This window comes from Thermococcus fumicolans, assembly GCF_055386755.1.
This window is the reverse complement of sequence record NZ_AP042424.1, coordinates 351286-371712: the sequence shown is the minus strand read 5'-3', so window position 1 is coordinate 371712 and position 20427 is coordinate 351286. Positions and strand designations below refer to the sequence as shown.

The 20427-nt window shown below is 57.1% G+C and carries 27 protein-coding genes; 11 read left to right on the top strand and 16 right to left on the bottom strand.

Features of this window, described 5'->3' with window-relative positions:
- Positions 1-4 precede the first annotated feature (4 nt).
- Both ACZ5AM_RS01995 and ACZ5AM_RS01990 read right to left on the bottom strand, forming a co-directional pair.
- Positions 5-1078, bottom strand: coding sequence for an SLC13 family permease (locus ACZ5AM_RS01995; RefSeq protein WP_464915887.1), 1074 nt, complete (start codon positions 1076-1078; stop codon positions 5-7).
- A gap of 1 nt (position 1079) precedes the next feature.
- The gene (locus tag ACZ5AM_RS01990) at positions 1080-1454 is read right to left on the bottom strand and encodes a hypothetical protein (protein WP_464915280.1); all 375 of its coding nucleotides are present in this window, start codon (positions 1452-1454) and stop codon (positions 1080-1082) included.
- 228 nt (positions 1455-1682) lie between these two features.
- Here ACZ5AM_RS01990 and ACZ5AM_RS01985 point away from each other — a divergent pair, with 228 nt between their 5' ends.
- The gene (locus ACZ5AM_RS01985) at positions 1683-2912 is read left to right on the top strand and encodes an FprA family A-type flavoprotein (protein ID WP_464915886.1); all 1230 of its coding nucleotides are present in this window, start codon (positions 1683-1685) and stop codon (positions 2910-2912) included.
- On the opposite strand, the gene ACZ5AM_RS01980 is transcribed toward ACZ5AM_RS01985, so the two are convergent.
- From ACZ5AM_RS01980 to nikR, 5 genes are all read right to left on the bottom strand, one after another.
- Entirely contained in the window at positions 2909-3655 is a 747-nt protein-coding gene (locus ACZ5AM_RS01980; protein WP_464915279.1) for an ABC transporter ATP-binding protein, read from the bottom strand. The genes ACZ5AM_RS01985 and ACZ5AM_RS01980 overlap by 4 nt on opposite strands.
- Positions 3652-4686, bottom strand: coding sequence for a FecCD family ABC transporter permease (locus tag ACZ5AM_RS01975; RefSeq protein ID WP_464915885.1), 1035 nt, complete (start codon positions 4684-4686; stop codon positions 3652-3654). Before ACZ5AM_RS01975 ends, ACZ5AM_RS01980 begins: the two co-directional genes overlap by 4 nt.
- A gap of 5 nt (positions 4687-4691) precedes the next feature.
- Entirely contained in the window at positions 4692-5810 is a 1119-nt protein-coding gene (locus ACZ5AM_RS01970) for an iron ABC transporter substrate-binding protein (protein ID WP_464915278.1), read from the bottom strand.
- Position 5811: 1 nt separating this feature from the next.
- Entirely contained in the window at positions 5812-6504 is a 693-nt protein-coding gene (locus ACZ5AM_RS01965; protein WP_464915277.1) for an FmdE family protein, read from the bottom strand.
- Between the two features lie 133 nt (positions 6505-6637).
- On the bottom strand, positions 6638-7054 hold the full coding sequence (gene nikR / locus ACZ5AM_RS01960) for a nickel-responsive transcriptional regulator NikR (protein WP_464915276.1): 417 nt from the start codon (positions 7052-7054) through the stop codon (positions 6638-6640).
- Positions 7055-7141: 87 nt separating this feature from the next.
- Here nikR and hypA point away from each other — a divergent pair, with 87 nt between their 5' ends.
- The 7 genes from hypA to ACZ5AM_RS01925 all read left to right on the top strand — a co-directional run bounded on the left by hypA (position 7142) and on the right by ACZ5AM_RS01925 (position 10259).
- The gene (gene hypA / locus ACZ5AM_RS01955) at positions 7142-7561 is read left to right on the top strand and encodes a hydrogenase nickel incorporation protein HypA (RefSeq protein WP_464915275.1); all 420 of its coding nucleotides are present in this window, start codon (positions 7142-7144) and stop codon (positions 7559-7561) included.
- A complete protein-coding gene (locus ACZ5AM_RS01950) occupies positions 7558-8307 on the top strand; it encodes an Mrp/NBP35 family ATP-binding protein (RefSeq protein WP_464915274.1) in 750 nt (249 codons plus the stop codon). The genes hypA and ACZ5AM_RS01950 overlap by 4 nt, the downstream gene beginning before the upstream one ends.
- A 49-nt stretch (positions 8308-8356) precedes the next feature.
- Positions 8357-8677 carry a nucleotidyltransferase domain-containing protein gene (locus ACZ5AM_RS01945; RefSeq protein ID WP_464915273.1) on the top strand — a complete coding sequence of 107 codons (321 nt, stop codon included), beginning with the start codon at positions 8357-8359 and terminating at the stop codon, positions 8675-8677.
- 60 nt (positions 8678-8737) lie between these two features.
- Complete coding sequence (locus ACZ5AM_RS01940) at positions 8738-8968, top strand: HEPN domain-containing protein (RefSeq protein WP_464915272.1); 231 nt, start codon at positions 8738-8740, stop codon at positions 8966-8968.
- Positions 8969-9047: 79 nt separating this feature from the next.
- Positions 9048-9290: a UPF0175 family protein gene (locus ACZ5AM_RS01935; RefSeq protein WP_464915271.1), complete on the top strand. Its 243-nt coding sequence runs from the start codon at positions 9048-9050 to the stop codon at positions 9288-9290.
- Positions 9287-9742: a PIN domain-containing protein gene (locus ACZ5AM_RS01930; protein WP_464915270.1), complete on the top strand. Its 456-nt coding sequence runs from the start codon at positions 9287-9289 to the stop codon at positions 9740-9742. Before ACZ5AM_RS01935 ends, ACZ5AM_RS01930 begins: the two co-directional genes overlap by 4 nt.
- Before the next feature lie 31 nt (positions 9743-9773).
- Positions 9774-10259: a hydrogenase 3 maturation endopeptidase HyCI gene (locus ACZ5AM_RS01925; protein WP_464915269.1), complete on the top strand. Its 486-nt coding sequence runs from the start codon at positions 9774-9776 to the stop codon at positions 10257-10259.
- A gap of 3 nt (positions 10260-10262) precedes the next feature.
- Here ACZ5AM_RS01925 and mobA read toward each other — a convergent pair whose 3' ends face one another.
- Positions 10263-10841, bottom strand: a complete 579-nt coding sequence (gene mobA, locus ACZ5AM_RS01920) for a molybdenum cofactor guanylyltransferase MobA (protein WP_464915268.1) — start codon at positions 10839-10841, stop codon at positions 10263-10265.
- A 101-nt stretch (positions 10842-10942) separates the two neighbouring features.
- Here mobA and ACZ5AM_RS01915 point away from each other — a divergent pair, with 101 nt between their 5' ends.
- Entirely contained in the window at positions 10943-11167 is a 225-nt protein-coding gene (locus tag ACZ5AM_RS01915) for a HypC/HybG/HupF family hydrogenase formation chaperone (RefSeq protein WP_464915267.1), read from the top strand.
- Between the two features lie 2 nt (positions 11168-11169).
- A complete protein-coding gene (gene hypD / locus ACZ5AM_RS01910; protein ID WP_464915266.1) occupies positions 11170-12279 on the top strand; it encodes a hydrogenase formation protein HypD in 1110 nt (369 codons plus the stop codon).
- A 49-nt stretch (positions 12280-12328) separates the two neighbouring features.
- On the opposite strand, the gene porB is transcribed toward hypD, so the two are convergent.
- Genes porB through ACZ5AM_RS01875 form a run of 7 tightly spaced genes read right to left on the bottom strand, consistent with a single transcriptional unit; the run spans position 12329 to position 17961 of the window.
- On the bottom strand, positions 12329-13324 hold the full coding sequence (gene porB, locus ACZ5AM_RS01905) for a pyruvate synthase subunit PorB (RefSeq protein ID WP_464915265.1): 996 nt from the start codon (positions 13322-13324) through the stop codon (positions 12329-12331).
- A gap of 10 nt (positions 13325-13334) precedes the next feature.
- Positions 13335-14519 (bottom strand): pyruvate synthase subunit PorA, encoded by a 1185-nt coding sequence (porA, locus tag ACZ5AM_RS01900; protein ID WP_464915264.1) that lies wholly within the window; start codon positions 14517-14519, stop codon positions 13335-13337.
- Between the two features lie 11 nt (positions 14520-14530).
- Positions 14531-14848, bottom strand: a complete 318-nt coding sequence (porD, locus tag ACZ5AM_RS01895) for a pyruvate synthase subunit PorD (RefSeq protein WP_464915884.1) — start codon at positions 14846-14848, stop codon at positions 14531-14533.
- Between the two features lie 59 nt (positions 14849-14907).
- The gene (locus ACZ5AM_RS01890; RefSeq protein WP_464915263.1) at positions 14908-15843 is read right to left on the bottom strand and encodes a 3-methyl-2-oxobutanoate dehydrogenase subunit beta; all 936 of its coding nucleotides are present in this window, start codon (positions 15841-15843) and stop codon (positions 14908-14910) included.
- A gap of 5 nt (positions 15844-15848) precedes the next feature.
- Positions 15849-17033, bottom strand: a complete 1185-nt coding sequence (gene porA, locus ACZ5AM_RS01885; RefSeq protein ID WP_464915262.1) for a pyruvate ferredoxin oxidoreductase — start codon at positions 17031-17033, stop codon at positions 15849-15851.
- Between the two features lie 10 nt (positions 17034-17043).
- Positions 17044-17361, bottom strand: a complete 318-nt coding sequence (locus tag ACZ5AM_RS01880) for a 3-methyl-2-oxobutanoate dehydrogenase subunit delta (RefSeq protein ID WP_464915261.1) — start codon at positions 17359-17361, stop codon at positions 17044-17046.
- 42 nt (positions 17362-17403) lie between these two features.
- A complete protein-coding gene (locus ACZ5AM_RS01875) occupies positions 17404-17961 on the bottom strand; it encodes a pyruvate/ketoisovalerate ferredoxin oxidoreductase subunit gamma (RefSeq protein ID WP_464915260.1) in 558 nt (185 codons plus the stop codon).
- Between the two features lie 218 nt (positions 17962-18179).
- Between ACZ5AM_RS01875 and ACZ5AM_RS01870 the strand changes: the two genes are divergently transcribed.
- Positions 18180-19142, top strand: coding sequence for an anion permease (locus ACZ5AM_RS01870; RefSeq protein ID WP_464915259.1), 963 nt, complete (start codon positions 18180-18182; stop codon positions 19140-19142).
- Here ACZ5AM_RS01870 and hflX read toward each other — a convergent pair.
- A complete protein-coding gene (hflX, locus tag ACZ5AM_RS01865; protein WP_464915258.1) occupies positions 19098-20411 on the bottom strand; it encodes a GTPase HflX in 1314 nt (437 codons plus the stop codon). The genes ACZ5AM_RS01870 and hflX overlap by 45 nt on opposite strands.
- Positions 20412-20427: the final 16 nt, after the last annotated feature.

Genomic DNA, 20427 nt, shown 5'->3' with positions numbered 1-20427 from the left:
TTTCTTACCACAGCAGAAGGACCGCGAGGATCAGCGCGGCCAAAAAATAGGGCACGGAAATCCTGTGAAAGTCCTTCAGGCTTATCCCTGCTATTCTGACCGCTATGAGGTTCGCCAGCGAGCCGATTATAAAACCCGTTCCGCCGGCGTTCACACCAACCGCCAGCGGGAGCCATTCGGGTTTTGAGCCGATGAAAAGAACAGTCGCGGGAACGTTGCTTACGGCCTGGCTCAGGAGCGACGAGGCAAGCAGGAGGGAAACTCCAGCGTGGGGAAAGGACAGGCCAAGGGAAGCTATGATTGACGAGACCTCGCCGAAGTCGACGAATATCAAAGCGAAGGTGAGAACCAGTACCCAGTCGAAGGCGAGCAGGGCCTCACGGGAGAAGATTAACACGACAAAGAGTGTTAGAGGAAGAGTCCAGAGCGCCCTTCCAGTTTCTGCCAGAATAACGCCCGCCACAATCAGCAACAGGGCCGAGAGGAAGGCTTTCTTTCTGAGAGGGACCACCGGGATTTCCCCCACCTCAAGCCTTCTATCCCTCAAGGAGAGCGCGAAAGCCAGGAGGAGCAGAAGCCAGAGGAGGACGAATGGAAGCATGGCCCGGACGAAAGCCCCGACGGGGAGACCGTAGGTCTGCCAGATTATGACGTTCTGCGGGTTCCCTATCGGCGTTAAAGCTGAACCGGCGTTGGCCGCTATGGCAGAGAGAGTAACGGCTTTGGCCTTGTCTATTCCAGAAAGCTCCGAGGTGAGGGCCACCAGCGGTATGAAGACGAGCATGGCCGTATCGTTCATTATAAGAGCCGAGGTTAGCGCTATGACGGGCAGGAGGATCAGCATCAGCCTCCTCTCGGAGCCGGACGAGAGGGCGATGAGCCTTGATGAGAGCCGAACGAAAACCCCGGAAAGCTCGAGGGCCTTCGAGGCTATTATGAGCGAGGTTATAAGCGAGAGGCTTTCCCAGTCGATTAAACCGGGCGTCCTATGAAGGAGTGAGGGATCGAGGAGAAGTAGGACTAGGTAGAGCGAGAGAAGGGAAAGGAAGAACCACTCCCTCCTGGCGAATTTCCTGATCCTACAGTCCGTGCCTCCTCACCTCTTCCGTAAGGCCGTAATCCGGCACAAGCTCTTCTCCATTCCTGCTCACGCGGACGTGGAGGACTATAAAGCTTCTCCATGCCAGGGGCACGACCCAACAGTCCTCCGGCTCCCTGAACTCGCAGGCATCTATAACTTTCAGCCCTTTCAGGACTTCCTGGGCTTTCTCCTCAACGGAGGAGCATTCAAAACCCTCGAAGTGGCCGGGAAAGCCCTTCGGCAGCGGCGTCCCGCTTAATGGGTTGAAGTGCATCCGGTCTATCGCGAAGTCAAGGTAGAGGACCGGGACGTCTATTCCGTCGGGCCTTTCTATGGGCTTTCCAGGCCTGAAGAACGGAAGGGCTTTTTTCACAAGCTCTATAGCTTTTTTCGCGTCTTCTCCGCTTGGCGGCTCACTCCTTCGGGGAGACCAGCGAATGGGTGGTAAGGGGGAGGTCATGGTGCCCACCATTGAATAATATCCCGTAAGAGCGTATAACCTTACCCCTCCACCTCCCATCCCAGAGTTCCTCCTTCGAATCCCAATTTTTCCAGTGAAAACCTTTTTATATATCCCTTCGAACTTCCTACGGTGATGCAGATGGCCAACGTTAGGGTTGAGCAACTCCTCACAGATCCTGAACTGTACATCATCCGCGTTGACGATGATGAGATCAGGTACTTCGAGGCCACCTGGGACATCCCGGAGGGCATAACTTACAACGCCTACCTCATGAAGCTCGACGGTGCAGTCGTTCTCTTCGACGTCAGCAAGAGGGACTACTCCGACCTCTTCATGGAGGCACTGAAGAAGCTAGTTGATCCAAGGGAGATAACCCACATAATAGTCCACCACACCGAGCCTGACCACAGTGGAGCGTTGCCAAAGCTCCTCGAGGAGAACGGCTACAAAGCTCAGGTAATAGGCACTACCTTTGCCAGGAACCTCCTCCAGGGCTTCTACGGCGATAAAGTCGTGGAGAACTTCAAAATCGTCAAGGACGGCGAGGAGATTCAGGTAGGGGGCAAGACCTTCCGCTTCATAACCGTTCCCTGGCTCCACTGGCCGGACACGATGATAACCTACGTGGTTGAGGATAAGCTCATCTTCTCTTGCGACGCCGGCGGCGGCTACGGGATTCCAGATGCGATAGACGACAGCGACGAGGAGGTCGTTAAGGAGTACCTACCGCACGTGACGAAGTACATCGTCACGGTCATCGGCCACTACCACAAGTACATCGTCCAGAACATCAAGAAGCTCAAGGGGCTCGGCATAGTGGACGAGGCCAAAATGATATTGCCGGGCCACGGTCTCGTGTGGAGGAAGAACCCAAGGGGAATCTTTGAGCACTACGAGCGCGTTGGAGCAGGGGTCCCCACCAAGGACAAGGTCCTCGTAGTTTATGACTCCATGTACGGCTTCGTCGAGAGGAGGATGCAGATAGTTATCGACGAGCTGAAGAAGCTCGGCAAGAAGCCCGTAGTTTACCGCTTCACGGACAAGGAGGCCCCAGCGGTGAGCGACATCCTAGGCGAGGTTCCGGACAGCGAAGCGATAGTAATAGGCGCCTCCACTTACGAGGCCGAGATACACCCGCGCATACGCTACGCCCTCTACGAGATACTCGACAAAACCAACTACGAAAAGCCGGTTCTGATCGTTGGCGCCTTCGGCTGGGGTGGAGTTGCGGCGAAGAAGATAGAGACCCTCATCAGCAGGAGCAAGTTCGACCACGTTGCCACCGTAGAGAGCAAGGGAATGCCGACAAAGGAGGACGAGGAGAGGCTGAGGGAGGCCGTTAAAAAGCTGGTGGAGTGGATAGGCTAAACGGGCACGACGAGGGGGATTCCCCCCACCTCCTCTATCACAACGTCTACCCCGTAGACCTCGCGGAAGAGGGAGGGCTTCAGTATCTTCCTCCCGCCGTCCGCCACTATTTCTCCATTCTTCATGAAGATGAACCTTTTAGCAAAGCGGAGGGCTAGATTAACGTCGTGCATGACCACTATCGCGGTTCTGCCCTCCCGCGAGAAGTCCCTCGCGAGCTTCATAACCTCGAGCTGGCTCCTTATGTCGAGGTTGTTGGTGGGCTCGTCCATCATGAGAATCCTCGGTTCCTGAGCCAGTGCCCGGGCTATGCAGACCTTCTGCAGCTCCCCGCCGCTCAGCCGGTTGGTGTTCTTGAGGGCGAGGCTCTCTATCCCCATTCTTCTGAGTGCTCTCCTGACGGCTTCGATATCCTCTCGCGAAGGCCTCAACCCCATGTAGGGCCTCCTCCCGAGGAGAACGGTGTCAAAAACCGTCATGAAGCCCGGCTCCGTCCTCTGCGGGACGTAGGCCATTACCCTCGCCAGCTCATCCCGCGTGTAGTCCCCTATGGGCCTCCCGAAAACCTTCACACCCCCGCAGTTCAGGATTCCGGATATACACCTCAGGAGGGTGCTTTTGCCGGCCCCGTTGGGCCCGAGTATCGCGACGAACTCATCCCCCTCGATCTCGAGGTCTATCCCCCTGAGAACCTCGGCGCCGTTGTAGGAGAACCTGAGCCCGTGAATCTCCACGGCCTTCATCTTCTCCCCTCCATCCTCACGAGGAGGTATATGAACGCCGGTGCCCCGAGGAAAGACGTCACTATTCCGACCGGGAGAACCATCGGGGCCAGGATCAGTCTCGCAACCGTGTCGGCCGTCACGAGCAGGAGCGCACCGGCCAGGGCGGAGAGCGGTATCAGGAAGCGGTAGTCACCGCCGGCGACGAGCCTTATGGCGTGCGGGGCTATAAGCCCTATGAAGCCGATAACCCCGACGAATGCAACACTGACTGCAGTTATCAGCGCCGCGAGGAAGGTCGATATCAGGCGAACCCTCTCGACGTCGACGCCGACGCTCTTCGCAACCTCCTCGCCCATTGCGGACGCGTTGAGGTCCCACCTCTTGATGACGAAGTAGATGAAGACAGGGGTGAAAACAAGAAGCATTATGCCATCTTCCCTCCAGGTGGCCCTCCCTAGGTCGCCGAAGCTCCAGTAGACCATCGCCGCCAGCTGGAGCTCGTCGGCGAAGTACTGGACGAAGGTGGTGAGCGCGACGAAGAGGGAGCTCATGGCAACGCCGGCGAGGATTATTGCCTCCGGCGAGAGCCCCTTGAGCCTCGCTAGAATCAGAATTACCCCGACAGCGGTCATGGCGCCGATGAAGGCGAAGATTACAACGGCGTAGGGGTTGTCCAGGGATATCCTCCCAGAGCTCTCGGCGTAGCCGGCCCCGAGGATTATGGCCAGGGAGGCGCCGAACATAGCCCCGTGGGAGACGCCCATCGTGAACGGGGTCGCCAGCGGGTTCCTCAGGAAGCCCTGCATAACGGCACCGGCAACGGCCAGGGCCGCCCCGACGAGGAGGCCGGCCACTATGCGGGGCATGCGGACCTTCCAGACAACTAGGAGGGCGCTCTCGCTCCCCTTTCCAAGGAGTGCGCCGAGAACCTCCCGGAGGGAGATGTAGTATGAGCCGTGTGAGAGGGAGTAGAGGCTGACCAGAATGGTAAAGAGGAGAAGTAAGAGGCCAATGGAGAGCTTTCTCGCCACGTACCTCTCGTAGTCCATGGCCATCACGGGGAGGTCGGCAGTGAGTACTTAACGGTTCCGTTCTCCAGGTCTATCTTCCCGAAACCGCCGAACTGCTCGGCCATATCCTTGTAAACGGGCTTTCCGAGGAGGAACTTGTAAATCTCGTCGGCCTTTTCCGCGGGGTCGACGTCGCTGAAGCGCTCCGGGTAGAGGACCTTGCCGATGTAGTATGCATCTGCCAGGGCCGTTCCCACGTTGGTGGTGTAGAAGTTGAACGGGAGTAAGCTGTAGACGTTGCCGTTCTTCACAGCGTCCAGCGAGTTGTAGAAGTCGGGGTTCTTCCTGTAGTCTTCGAGGACAAGCTTCAGCCCTCCCTCGTCGATGAAGATGTAGTCCGGCTGCCACTCGAGGAGCTTCTCCTTGTCTATCGAGTGGTGGCCTTTGCCGAGTTCGTCGGCGACGTTGTCTGCGCGAACCGCTATGAACGGCGGATACGCCCCTTCGGTGCTCTCTATGCCGTGGGCGCCCTTGTAGCCTATCCCCCCGACGTAGACCTTCTTGGGCTCCACGCCCTCCGTGCGCTTTGAGAGGTCGTCCTGGACGGATTTGATGAAGTTGATGACCTCCTCCGCCCGCTTCTCCTTTCCGAGTATCCTGCCTGCTAGCTTGAGGGACTTGAAGAGCTCCTCGTCCTCGAAGGTTGCCAGCTCGCCGTAGCTGAGAACCACGACCGGAATTCCGGTCTTCTCCTCTATCTCGTCTGCCGTCTTTCCGTCCACGTAGGTCAGGAATATCACGTCGGGCTTCAGCTTTATGAGGGCCTCGAAGTTTGGAAGTTTCCCGGGTCCGCCGGGTCCTATGCTCGGCAGGTTCCTGAGTTCGGGGTGGGCTATGATGTAGGGCCTCCCGAAGTTGTAGCGCTTCTCGAAGTCTTCAACACCAACCACCATGTCGCTCGCGTTGAGGTAGACGATGAGCCTCAGTGCACCCGGGCCGGCAGCGACAACCTTCGTCACCTTCGCCGGCACCTCGACCGTTCTCCCAAGGGCGTCCGTGACGGTCACGGTTCCCTTTCCCGCCTCGGCGGTTTTTGTGCTCCCTATGCAGCCGCTAACTGCGACCACCAGAAGGATCAGGAAGAGGGAAAGCAGTTTCTTCATCTCAATCCCTCCCTCCGAGTTCGATTACTCCCCTGCCAACCACGCCGGGATAGCTTTCCCCGGCACAGCGGAGGCAATACGGTTTCCCATCCACGTAAACCGCCCTCGTCTCCATGACGAGCTCCCCGCAGCTGGAGCAGCGGGCGCTGTCGAATATTGGCGCCTGCTCTATCGGTGGCACTCTAACGCGCTCGACCTTGAACTCCTCCCCCGGCAGGTGGAGCATTTCCTTCGCTATCTCCTCCCAGAGCTCCCAGAGACGCTTCCTCTCCTCATGGGTTCCCCTTCTCTCCCTGACGACTTTGTTGAAGAGCTCCGTCGCCCCGGGCGGATAATACTTGGCCAGCCTCTCCGCGTCGGCGTAGACCCTCACCCCCTCCCAGGTCGAGCGCTTCACGAGAGTCAAAGCGGTTTTTCCGAGGTCGAGGTAAACCAGCGAGTTGTTCCCGAGGGTGCAGCCCGTCGTAACTTGCACGCCGTCGGTGAAGCAGCTGTTCACCTCGACTATCGCGAGAATGCTCTCGTCAACGCTGCCGGAGTAGTCGAGCCTTCCAACGCCGAGTTCCTCCATCGCCAGGAGGGAGGCCCTTATGCCGAGCGCGAGGTATGGACAGACGTGCCCGTGGAACTCCCTCGCGTACTCGAGGATTCCTTCGGCGTCCCTCTCTTCGACGAGTCTGTTGAGCGTGAGCATGGTATCACCATCTCTAGATAAAGTAGCACGCTTTTTAATCATTTCTAGAATTTGGTGTTATGAACCGTAGGTTTCAAACATCAATCAGGGAAGAATCCAGATGGAGAAAACAAGATCCGCCTCAGGACAAACCTCAGACCAGCTCCCTTCCCGTGCACGTCATCACGAGCTTGCCGTGCTTTACCCCTTTCAGGCTCAGAAGCCTGTCCGCTATCTCCTTTATCCTGTTCGCCTTACCCCGGACGATAACGACCTCGAGGCAGTTGTGCTCGTCCATGTGGACGTGGAGGCTCGAAACTATCTCATCAAGGTAGTCATGCTGCATGTCGAGGAGTTCTTTAACGACATCGGCCTCGTCGTGGTTGTAGAGCAGGGTTATGGTTCCAGCAACTTCAGCATCGCCTTCCTCCCACTCGTGCCTGACTATGAAGTCGCGCATCATGTCCCTTATGGCCTCGCTCCTGTTGACGTAGCCCTTCTCCTCGATGATCCTGTCGAACCTCTCAAGCAGCTCCTCGGGAACCGAAACGCCGAAGCGAACAACGCCCATGGTCACCACCTGAAGCGTTGAGTTCAACGTATGGTTTTCAACTCCACCCTTTTTAAGGTAGCACCCTCAACATATTCCGGTGATACCATGCACGAGTGGGCACTGGCTGATGCCATAGTGAGAACCGTTCTCGACTACGCCCAGAGGGAGGGGGCAAAGCGCGTCAAGGGCGTCAAGGTTGTCCTCGGAGAACTCCAGGACGTAGCGGAGGACATCGTTAAGTTTGCCATGGAGCAGCTCTTCGCAGGAACAATGGCGGAAGGAGCTGAGATAATCTTCGAGGAGGAAGAGGCCGTCTTCAAGTGCAGAAACTGCGGCCACATCTGGAAGCTCAAGGAAGTAAAAGATAAGTTCGACGAGCGCATTAAGGAGGACATACACTTCATTCCCGAGGTGGTGCACGCGTTTTTGGCCTGCCCAAAGTGCGGGAGCCACGACTTTGAGGTCGTCCAGGGCAGGGGCGTCTACGTCGCCGGGATAATGATAGAGAAGGAGGGAGAGGCATGATTGCCGGAATAGACCCGCGTGAGATAGCGATAAACGCGAGACTTGAGAACGTTAAGAGGATCATTCCCGTCGTCAGCGGGAAGGGTGGAGTTGGAAAGTCGCTCGTTTCAACTACCCTCACATTAGCCCTAGCCGAGAAGGGCTACAAGGTAGGATTGCTGGACCTCGACTTCCACGGGGCCAGCGACCACGTCATCCTCGGCTTCGAGCCCAAGGAGTTCCCAGAGGAGGACAGGGGCGTTGTCCCGCACACGGTTCACGGAATCAAGTTCATGACGATAGCCTACTACACCGAGGACAGGCCAACGCCGCTCCGCGGGAAGGAGATAAGCGATGCTCTCATAGAACTGCTCACGATAACCCGCTGGGACGAGCTTGACTACCTCATCATCGACATGCCGCCCGGCCTCGGCGACCAGCTCCTCGATGCCCTCCGCTTCCTCAAGCGCGGCGAGTTCCTCGTCGTCGCGACACCATCAAAGCTCGCCCTCAACGTCGTAAGGAAGCTCATAGAGCTCCTGAAGGAAGAGGGACACAGCGTCATTGGGATCGTCGAGAACATGAAACTCCATTCGGAGCAACTCGACGACGAGAAGGACGTTGAGGCTTTGGCGAAGAGGTTCGGAATCCCCTACCTCGGAGGGATACCGTTTTACCCGGAGCTCGATGCGAAGATCGGAAACGTTGACGAGCTGATGAAAACGGAGTTCGCGGGGAAGATAAGGGAGATAGCGGGGAAACTCTGAGCGAAAGGGTTTTTTCCAGTTCTTCAAATTTATTCCTGAGGGCTGAGGGATGAATAGAAGAGAACTCATCAAGACAACTGTCGTCGAGGTCTGCAGAGAGCTTGAGGTGAGGTTAGAGGAGGTTATTCTCTTCGGCTCCCGCGCAAGGGGGGATTTTAGAAAGGACAGCGACTGGGACATCCTCATAGTTACCAAGAGAGACCTCGACTGGCGGGAGCGCCTCCGCCTCAGCGGGGAGGTCAGGAAGAGGCTTGCAAAGAGGGGGATGCCCATTGACGTTCTCATAATATCCAGAGAGAAACTTGATAGACTCAAAAACGACCCGGGCTACATCTACCGCTATGCCCTCTCGGAGGGAATAAGGGTATGAGCTACGAGAGGTGGATAAGCAAAGGCGAGGACGATCTCAGAGTTCCTGAAGGCTTTTCTCGTGAAGGCAAGCAAACCAGTTCCCAGAACCCACGACATCGCTTACCTGATTGAACTCTGCAAGGAGATAGACCCCTCTTTTGAAAGGCTCTACGATATGAACGCTCACTACCTCTCGGATTTTGCCGTTGAAGTTAGATATCCGAGCTACTACACTGTCCCCAAGGAGATTGCCGCTGAGGCGATAGAGACGGCAAGAAAAGTTTTGGAGTTCGTGCTTGAGAGGATTTGAGGCATTTCACTAATTTGCTTTCATTCCAACATGCGAAATCCCTATAAATTTCCGCACAAAACTTCGCCTTGGTGGGAGTATGGAGAGCGTAACTTTCAGAGAATTCCGCGAGTTCCTTGGTCCCGAGTCGGAGAGGGAGCTAATTCTTCTTGCCGCCATTGAACTCTATCGCGAGGGAAAGGTAAGCCTCGGGAAGGCTTCTCAGCTCGCTAACTTGAGCGTGAGGGAGTTCCTTTACGAACTGAGAAAGAGGAACGTTCCGATAAACTACACACGGGAAGAGGCCGAGGAGGACATAAGGCTCATAGAGGGTCTGGAATGAAAGTGGTTTCTAACACAAGTCCGTTGATTGGACTTTCCAACATTGGACAGCTTGAAATTCTTCGCGATGTTTTTGGCGAAGTCGTAGTTCCGCCGGCAGTAGGGAGAGAATTCGGGGAAGAACTTCCTGAGTGGATAACCGTTAAGGCTCCGGAGAACAGGCTTCTCATCCAGGTCCTTTTAGAGTCCCTTGGAGACGGTGAGTCCGAGGCAATAGCCCTTGCAATTGAACTTAACGCCGATTTTCTAATCCTTGACGACCTCAAGGCCAGGAAGATTGCACGAAAGCTCGGGGTTAGAGTAATTGGAACGGCGGGCCTTCTACTGCTCGCAAAGAGGAGAGGAGTCATAAAAGAGGTGAAACCTCCCCTAATGGAACTTGTGGAGAAGGGCTTCAGGATTTCAAACGAGGTTGTTGACGTCATACTCAAATCCGCTGGTGAGATGGATTAAGCTGGCAAATGCCTGAAAGGAGAGTATAACCATGAACGCCCTCGAAGAAATCTTTGAAGGGAAAAAGCGGATCGTGATCTGCGGCATCGGGAACGACATCCGCGGGGACGACGCCTTCGGCGTCCTCGTCGTTGAGAGGCTCAAGGAGCTCCTCGACAATCCAGACGTCCTCGTTCTGAACTGCGGCGAGGTGCCGGAGAGTCACGCAGGGAAGATCACGGCTTTTAAGCCGGAGCTGGTGGTATTTGTGGACGCGGTTGACTTTGAGGGTGAAAGGGGTGAGCTGATCATCACCGACCCGGAGGGGACCCTCGGTGACGCGGTCTCGACCCACGGCCTTCCTCTGAGGGTGCTCGTGGGATACCTCAAGACGCAGATCAGCGCGGATTTCGTGCTGATAGGATGCCAGCCAGGTTCAACCGGCCTCTTTGAGGAGCCGAGCGAACTGATAAAGGAGAGGGCGGAGAGGCTCGCTGAGCTACTCGCGGGGATCCTAGGCATGAACAATCAGAAATAAGGTTCAGAGGTTTCTCCCAATCTTTCTCAAATCCTTCCTCGTGTTAACGTTGAAGAAGCTCCCGCGCCACTCCGCAGGAAGGCTTTCGATTTCGATGTAGCATGCTTTGCTCTCCCTTATCGCGCGGTTTATGGCATACTGGCCGGCCTCAATCTTTTCCTCAAGGAAGTCCTTAAAATCGGCAGAATAAGCCGCATGGAGGGGTTCGAGGTAGCCGTTGCTCCAGCGGGGAACGCAAACATGTTTTTTGGCCGTCTTAAAGCGCTTGACTATAAAATCAACGAACTCCGGAACGAGGAGGGGCATGTCTCCGGCAGCGACGAAGGCGTCGCCGAGGGAGAGGGCCGTATAGATTCCCCCGATAGGTCCGACGGAGAGCCCGTCAACTACAACTTCATAGCCGAGTTTCTCCAGCTTTCCAGCGTTCCGGGGAGAGGCCACTATCACGACCTCGTCTATCCTGTCGGCAGATTCAAGCCTCTCGATTGTATGGAGGATAAGGGGCTTTCCGGAGACCCTGAAGAGGAGCTTGTCCCCGCCGAAGCGCTTTCCCGAGCCACCAGCCAGAACCGCGGAGAGCATGTTCGGGGTTTGGGTTCGGGGTTTTTAGGTTTGCGGTTTCAAACCGTAGGTTTAAAAAATCCCTAAAAAGGGCCGCGAGAACTAGTCACAGGTGGGAGAAAATGTGCCTGGCCGTTCCGGGGAAGATCATCGAGATCGAAGGAAAAACGGCAATAGTTGATTTCGGCGGTGTTAAGAGGGAAGTCCGCCTCGACCTACTCCCAGACGTCGCAGTGGGCGATTACGTTATAGTTCACACGGGCTTTGCGATAGAGCGGCTCGATGAGAAGCGCGCCCTTGAGATACTCGAGGCATGGGCCGAAGTAGAGAGGGCCTTGGAGGGTTGAGGATGGAGCCGCTGGAGGTTTTCAAGGATAAGGAGATGGCCCAGAGGGTACTCAAGGAGATACGCGAGGAGGCCAAAGGCCTCGAAGAGCTCCGCTTCATGCACGTCTGCGGGACCCACGAGGACACGGTAACCAGATCAGGAATCCGCTCGCTCCTGCCCGAGAACGTTAAGATCGTCAGCGGACCCGGCTGCCCGGTCTGCATAACCCCCGTCGAGGACATAGTCAAGATGCGCGAGATAATGAAGCGGGCCTACGAGGAAGGCGAGAGGATGATCCTAACGACCTTCGGCGACATGTACAAGATCCCCACGCCGCTGGGCAGCTTTGCCGACATGAGGAGCGAGGGCTACGACGTCAGGATAGTCTATTCGATCTTCGACACCTACAAGATAGCGAAGGAGAACCCGAACAGAACTGTGGTCCACTTCAGCCCCGGCTTCGAGACGACAACAGCTCCAGCCGCCGCGATGCTCAACGCGGTCGTGGATGAGGAACTGGAGAACTTCAGGATCTACTCCGTCCACCGCCTAACTCCGCCGGCCGTTGAAGTCCTCATAAAACAGGGGACCCGCTTCCACGGCCTCATCGACCCCGGCCACGTCTCGACCATCATAGGCGTGAGGGGCTGGGAGTACCTGAGCGAGGACTACGGTATTCCCCAGGTTATAGCGGGCTTCGAGCCCGTTGATGTGCTCATTGCTATTCTCATGCTCATCAGGATGGTGAAGAAAGGAGAGGCCAAGATACTAAACGAGTACACCCGCGTTGTCAGGTACGAGGGCAACGTAAGGGCCCAGGACCTCATAGAGAAGTTCTTCGAGGTCAAAGATGCGAAGTGGCGCGCACTTGGAGTCATTCCAAAAAGCGGCCTCGAACTGAGGAAGGAGTGGAAGGAGCTTGAGATAAGGACCTACTACGACCCGGAGGTGCCCAAACTTCCGGACCTCGAAAAGGGCTGTCTCTGCGGGGCAGTGTTGAGGGGGCTGGCCCTGCCTACCGACTGCCCGCACTTCGGAAAGACGTGCACGCCCAGGAGCCCGGTGGGCCCATGCATGGTATCCTACGAGGGAACCTGCCAGATATTCTACAAGTACGGGGCGCTGTTCTGACGGTCTCTTCTCCCTATCTTTGCCAAACTAAGGGAAAAAAGAGAACAAGTCACTCCTCCGGCTTCGGGAGGGTGACGTCGACGCCGAGAACCTTCCACATGGCCTTGATCTGCTCGCGCATCTCGTCTATTGCCTCGGGCCTCTTGAAGAGGTGCTTGAACCTGCCCTGGAGCTTGAGGTACTCCTCGATGGGCTTCTTGAACTCGATGGCGACAACCCTTCCTCCCTCGCGCTTGACCTTTGCCCCTCCTCCCGGTGCCTGTATCTTGATGTTGAAGAAGTCGCCGTTCTCGATCTCGAAGAGAGGCCAGACACCGGTCTCGATGGCAAGGCGAGCTATCTCAACGCCCTTCTCGAGCGGGCTCTTCCAGCCGGTCGGGCAGGTGCAGTGGACCTGCACGAAGGCCGGGCCGTCGAGTTTAGCTGCCTTCTTCATCTTCTTGACGAAGTCGAAGGGGTTGCCTATGCTCGCGGTGGCGACGTAGGGTATCTGGTGGGCAGCTGCTATAAGAGCCACCCACTTCTTGGGCTTGTCCTCACCGATGGAGTACTTGCCGGGTGGTGAGGTGGTGGTCCAAGCTCCGTAGGGGGTTGAGCTTGAGCGCTGGATTCCGGTGTTCATGTAGGCCTCGTTGTCGTACATCAAATAGACCACGTTGTGCCTCCTCTCGAGCATACCGCTGAGGGCCTGCATGCCTATGTCGGCGGTTCCACCGTCACCGCCTATAGCTAATATCTTGCCCTTCCTTCCGAGCTTCTTCCACGCCGCTTCAACACCGCTGGCTGCAGCGGCGGCGTTCTCAAAAGCCACGTGAACCCACGGGGCCTTCCAGGCGGTGTACGGGAAGACGGCTGAGACGACCTCCATACATCCGGTGGCCTGGGCTATTGCGAAGGCGTTCGGATCACCGTACTTCTCCTCCATGGCCTCGCTGAAGGCCTTGGTGGCTAGTTTAAGAGCGGTAGCACAGCCACAGCCGGCACAGGCGGCGTGGCCCGGCGCCCAGTACTCGCGAGTGGTAATCGGGGGCTTTCTAACGGCCATCTTCCTCACCTCACAGTATCTCCTTCCTCAGGCCTATCCAGTTAACCTCGCTAAACTCCTCACCGTTGAGGGCCTTCTGGGCTATCGCTAAAGCCTCGTCGAGATCCTTGAAGGTAACGTCCCTGCCACCGAGGCCTAGGATGAAGTCAACGAGTATCGGCTTCTCCTTCTGGTTTACCAGAGCCCTGCTGAAGTCCTGGAAGAGGGCTCCGCCGACGCTGAAGGTGACGTTCTTCTCGAGCAGAGCGAGAACCTTGGCCTTCTTCGCGAGCTCCCTGACCTCCTCGGTCGGGAACGGGCGGTAAACGGTGAGCTTGGCGGCTCCAGCTTTAATGCCCTTCTCGCGGAGGCTGTCGACGTAGTCCTTGACGGTTCCCGCTAGGGAGCCCATGGTGACGAAGATTATCTCCGCCTCGTCAGTTCTGTACTCCTCGATCTTGCTGTACTTCCTGCCGAACTTCTTCGCGAACTCCTTAAAGACCTCGTCGATGACCTTCTTGGCGTTCTCGTTGGCCTCCCAGACGGTGTATCTAGCCTCCATGTAGTGGGCTGGGAACGCTAAGGTACCCTGGGTTATCGGTTTAGCGGGGTCGAGGTAGGCGTGCTTCGGCTCGTACTCGCCGAGGAACTCGTCAACTACCTCCTGGTCGGGAATCTCGACGGGCTCGACCGTGTGGGTGAGGATGAACGCGTCGAAGCCGACCATTGCCGGAAGGAGAACCCTCTCGTCCTCGGCGACCTTGAAGGCTATCAGGATGAGATCTAAAGCTTCTTGGTTGTTCTCGGCGTAGAACTGAAGCCATCCGGTGTCGCGCTCGCTTATGGTGTCCTGCCAGTCGTTCCAGATGTTTATCGGCGCGGAAAGGGCACGGTTTCCGACGGCGATGACTATGGGAAGCCTCATGCCCGCGGCTATGAAGAGTACCTCGTGCATCAAAGCCAGACCCTGGGAAGCTGTGGCAGTGAAGGTTCTGACGCCAGCTGCTGAGGCACCGACACAGGCCGAGATAGCGGAGTGCTCGCTCTCGACCTTGATGAACTCGGCGTCGAGTTCGCCGTCGGCGACGAACTCACTTATCTTCTCCGGAACTAGCGTCGAGGGAGTGATGGGGAACGCGGCTATAACCTTCGGCTTGGCGAGCTTAGCGGCCCAGGCGGCCGCCTCGTTGGCCTTCATAACGGTCCTTATCGGCATCTTTCACCACCTCACTTGGTCTCCCTAACCATTACTATTGCATCGGTCGGGCACTCGTTCGCGCAGATGCCGCAACCCTTACAGTAGTCGTAGTCGAAGACCGGGTAGTTCTCCTCGTCGAGGTAGATAGCCGGCTCAGGGCAGTAGATGTAGCAGAGGTAGCAGCGGACGCACTTGTCCCTGTTGAACTCCGGCATGAAAACTCTCCACGAACCGGTCTTGTTTATAACGCTGCTTCCCGGTATTGTTGCTATCGCTCCAGGGGTCATCTTTTCGCTATACTCCTTCTGAACCCTCTCGATGTCGGCCTTAAACGGGCTCTCGGCCATATGTATCACCTCGGGTGAGTTATCAGATCCACACTTAAACTTTTTCAAAGATAAAAAGCTCAGCCGAAGACCTCGGCGAGCTTCTTGAGCTTCTCCCACTCGCGGTTGACCCACTGCTGGAGGGTCTCGATGTCCTCCTTGGTCATGTACTTGAAGCGGCCCTGGTACTTGAGGAACTCCTCTATCGGCTTCGGCTCCTTCTTCGTCGAGGGCATGTTTATCCTGTACTTACCGTTCTCGTACTCGAAGAGCGGGAAGTAGGCTGTCTGAACCGCTAAGCGGGCTATCTCGATGCTCTTGTCGGTCGGGCTTCTCCACCCGGTCGGGCACGGCGCGAAGAGCTGGATGAAGCTCGGGCCGGGTATCTTCTGGGCCTTCTTGAGCTTCCTTATGAAGTCCTCTGGATAGGCGATGCTAGCGGTAGCGGCGTAGGGGATCTCGTGGGCTATGACGATGTCGATGACCTTCTTCTTGTGCCGCTTTTCTAAGAAGTGCCTCTTTCCTCCCGGCGTGTTGGTCGTCCAGGCTCCGTAGGGGGTCGAACCGCTCCTCTGGATTCCAGTGTTCATGTAGGCCTCGTTGTCGTACATGATGTAGACGGCATCGTGGCCCCTCTCGAGGAAGCCGCTCAAGGCCTGCAGGCCTATGTCAGCCGTACCGCCGTCGCCGGCCCAGCCGACGACCATGACACCGTCTTCTCCCTTGACCTTGTAGCCAAGGGCCTTCAGAGCAGCTTCAATTCCGCTCATAACGGCGCCGGTCGTCTCAAAGGCGGTGTGGAAGAGGTTCGCGTCGAGGGTGTTGTAGGGCCAGGCACCGGCTATGATGGTCGAACAGCAGGCAGGTATGGTAAAGATCGTCTTCTTTCCGTAGGCCTTGAGGACGTAGCGCAGTCCGAGTGATGCGCCACAGCCCTGGCAGGCTGTGTGACCGGCGTAGAAGTGCTCCTCCGCCGGCAGGGTAAGCCTTTTCTTAACGCTCTCGGGGATCTCCATCTTTCTCACCTCTTAAGGTGGTACCACTCCACCTCTCTATCAAGCTCGCCCTTCTCGATGATGGCCTTCATGTTCTCGGCTATCGCCTTGACGTCCGGAACCGTGAAGTCCCTGCCGCCGAGGCCGACTATGTAGTTCTTCATGAGGGGCCTCGCGCCGGTGTTGTAGAGCGCGCCCTTGGCCTCGTTGAAGAGTATGCCCTCCTGGCCGAAGGAGAAGTTCCTGTCGAGGACGGCTATGCCCTTAACGCTCTCGGCTATCTCAATGAGCTCCTCCTTCGGGAACGGGCGGAACCACCTCACCTTGGCGTAGCCGACCTTGTAGCCCTCCTCCCTGAGGATGTCAACGGCCTGCTTGACGGTTCCCATGAGCGAGCCCATGCCCATGAAAACGAAGTCGGCATCGTCGATGTAGCCGGTCTCGATCATGCTGCTGTAGTCCCTGCCAAAGCGCTCGCCGAACTCCTTGCCCACTTCCTTGATCACCTTCTTGGCCTCTTCGTGGGCCTTGGCGAGCTTGTAGCGGAACTCGTAGTAGTCGGCCGGAGTCGCTAGGGCACCGACGGCAACGGGGTTGTCGAAGTCGGTGAGGGTGTAGAGCGGCTTCCTCGGCGGGAGGAACTCGTCGACGAGCTCCTGCGGGATCATCTCAACGACGTCGTAGGTGTGGCTCAGTATGAACGCGCTCTCGATGACCATTATCGGGACGTTCACAGTTTCGGCTATTTTGTAGGACATGAGGACGCCGTCGTAAACCTCCTGGTTGTTCTCGGCGTAGAACTGCATCCAGCCGGTGTCGCGCTGGGCAAGCGAATCTGTCTGGTCGTCCCAGACGCTCCACGGGGGAGCCATGGCACGGTTGACGTCGACCATGACTATCGGTAATCTCGCTCCGCTCGCCCAGTGGAGCATCTCGTGCATCAAAGCGAGACCCTGGGCAGCTGTTGCCGTGAAGGCCCTCGCACCCGTGGCGGAGGCACCTATGGTCGCGGCCATGGCCGAGTGCTCGCTCTCAACTGGAACGTACTGGATGTCGGCCTCGCCGTTGGCTATGAACTCGGCTATCTTCTCGATGATGCTCGTCTGAGGTGTGATGGGATAAGCGGCAACGACCTGGACGCGGGCGTGCTTGACCGCGTAAGCGGCCGCGTAGTTTCCGCTCACAACCTTCCTAATGGGCTTGTACTCCATAACCAACACCTCACTTCTCCTCTTTCTCCATCGTTATCGCCTTGGTCGGGCACTCGTTCGCGCAGATGCCGCAGCCCTTACAGTAGTCGTAGTCTATGCCTATGTAGCCGTCCTCGCGGATGTATATTGCCGGCTCCGGGCAGAACTTCCAGCAGATGTAGCACTTGACGCACTTGTCGTCGTCGACAACGGGGATGAACGTCCTCCAGTCGCCGGTGAAGTTGCTCAAGGTAGTCCCAAGGCTTATCGGGGCCTCGGGGTACTGCTCAACGGAGGTAAACACCAGTTTTTTTGCCTCCGCTTTCTTTTCTCCAAACAACGTGTTCAAACTCCTCCCCTCCTCTCAAGGAATAAGGATTAAAGCGGAAAATCAGAGCTCGTAAACGACGGTCTTGTTGAAGGCCTCTTCAGCGGCCTTGGCGTTCTTCTCGCCGAGCGCTCCAGAGAAGGTCTCCTTGATGGCCTCCTGCACGCTCTCGAGCTTGACGACTCCCGCGGCCTTTGCCACCGCACCGAGGATGGCCGTGTTGGTGATCGGCAGGCCGAGGACGTCGAGGGCTATGCCGGTTGCGTCGACTAGGGCCAGTTTGCCGGGCTTCTTCTTGAGCTTCTCGAGGACCTCCTCCTTGCTCTTCTCCGTGTTGACGATGACTATTCCACCGTCCTTGAGACCGGCGGTAACGTCGACGGTGTCAAGGAGCGATGGGTCGAGGACGACGACTATGTCCGGCTCGTAGATCTGGGTCTTTATCCTTATCGGCTTCTCGTCTATCCTTGTGAAGGCGGTGACCGGGGCACCACGCCTCTCGACACCGAAGAACGGGAACGCCTGGACGTACTTTCCTTCCTTGAACGCTGACGAAGCTAGAATGTTCGCGGCGGTAACGGCACCCTGTCCACCCCTACCGTGAAAACGTATCTCGATCATACTTCCTGCCTCCTTGAGGTTTTTCAATGTGGCTTCAACCGTTACATTTATTTGCCTTTCGGTATTGGCTTAAGCTTCCCTCGGCAGGTGCCTTTGGGTAATCGTGAACACAAGAGGGCGCCGATGGTTTGTTAAAAGCAGGAATTCACGAAGAAACTTCGAAAAAATTTAAATAGACTACCCACCCCCATATAGACTATATAGCCGGGGGGAGTGGCATGGAGGCGGTTGGAATAGCGATGGTGGCAGTGGCCTTCTACATCGCGTGGAACATAGGCTCGAACGACTCGGCCAACGCCATGGGTACGGCAGTCGGGGCCGGGATCCTGAGCCTCAGACAGGCTACCCTCACGATAGCCATCTTCACCCTCATGGGGGCCTACCTGAGGGGATACAAGGTGATGAAGACTGTGGGGAAGGGGATAGTCCCCCCGGGGTACCTGACGGTGGAGCTGGCAGCTATAGCGCTCCTCTCGGCAGGTGTATGGGTTACCATAGCCACTGTCAAGGGACTGCCGGTCTCGACAACGCAGGCCATAGTCGGAGGCGTCCTCGGCGTCGGGCTCAGCATAAGCGCCCCCGTCAACTGGAGCACGATGGCGAAGATAGCCGGGGCCTGGGTCTTCTCCCCCGTGCTCTCAGGGATCCTCGCGGCGATCCTCTACAAGTTCTACGGGTGGGTTATATCCCACATCAAGACGATCTCAACGATTGAGAAGCTCTACAAGGCCCTGGCCATCCTCGGGGGATCTTACATGGCCTTCAACTTCGGGACGAACGAAGTCGCCAACGCCTCGGGCCCCATAGTGGGGGCGGGCTTCCTCGAGCCCAAGGTCGCAGGAATCCTCGTGGCCCTGAGCCTGGCCATGGGGGCCCTGACCTTCAGCTACGCCGTCATGCACACTGTCGGAAAGAAGATAACCTCCCTCGGGCCGGTCTCGGCCTTCGCGGCTCAGTTTGGATCGGCGATCTCCGTGAGCCTCGCCAACCTCATCGGCCTCCCTGTGAGTTCGAGCCAGGCCATCGTGGGCGGAGTTGTAGGGGTTGGCCTCGCAACGGGGCAGAGCGTGGACAGGAGGATCATAAAGGACATCCTCTTCGGATGGGTTGCCACCCCGACGGTGGCGGTCGTAATTTCACTCGTAATCTTCAGGCTCTTCCACGCCGTTGGCCTCGCCTGATGGGTGCTCTATCCTCACCCCAAGCTTGGTTAGCTCCTTTATCATCCCCACCTGGACGAGGGCGTCAACCAGGGTCTCCTCTCCGTAGGAGACGTCCAGAACCTCCCCTATGGACTCGAGGAGACCCAGAACTTTTCCAACGTCAGCCTCCGGAGGCACGACCACCCTGAACCTCCTGTATTTTGGGAGGCTTGGGATCAGTTCCTCCAGGGCGCGGTAGAGCTCGTCGAGTATGCCGAGTTTCGCCGAGATGCCGACGACCGCCTTGACGTTGGGAGCCGCTTCACCTGTCAGCTCGATTATTCTCCTCCTCTTCTCCCCAACGTCCTCCCCAGAGGTGAGGTCGATCTTGTTGAGAACAACCACCGTGGGCTTGTCCAGGGCCTTAAGCTCCCTCAGAACCCTCAGCGAGGCCAGAAACTTCCTCCTGATCTCACCCCAGGGCTCGCTGACGTCGAGGACGAGCAGGACGACGTCGGCCTTGACTATCTCCTCAAGGGTCGAGTGGAAGGCCTCTACGATGAAGGGCGGCAGGTTGTCTATGAAGCCAACCGTGTCGGTAACAAGAACCCTCTTCCTGCCGAGTTTGAACCTCCTGGTGGTTGTGTCCAGGGTGGTGAACATCTGCCGCCTCGCCTCAACCTCCTCTCCCGCCAGGGCGTTTAGGAGCGTTGACTTCCCCGCGTTGGTGTAGCCCGCTAGGGCAACGAGGATAAAGCCCAGCTCCTCCCTCCTCTTCCTCTTGACCTCCCTGTCGGCCTTGACCTTCTCAAGCTCCTTCCTTATCTTTCCCATCCTGTAACGGATGTGTTTGAGGTACTGCTGCGTTTGATACTCACCCATACCCTTGAATCCCGCCCTGTCTCCGAGCTTTATCCTCCTTATCGCCTCCTTCACCAAGGGCACCTCATACTGGAGCGAGGCGAGCTCGACCTGGAGCTTGGCCTCCTTTGAGTGCGCCCTCTTCTCGAATATCTCAAGGACGAGCTGCCAGCGGTCGATGACGTCAACCCTAAGTTCCTTCCAGAGGTTGTAGGCCTGGCTTGGCGTTAACTTGTTGGCGAAGACAACTTTGTCCGGCTTCAGTTCTCTAACGAGCTCCTTTAGCTCCTCGAGCTTTCCCCTTCCGATGTTGTACCGCGGGTGTTCATTCCTGTTCTGCTCGACCACAGCCAGCACTTCGTAGCCCGCGCTCTCCAGAAGCTCCTCGAACTCCTCCCTGCTGAGCCTCTCGCGCCTTGAGTTCCTTATGACCCCGATGACACGCATGTTACTTCCACCGCCC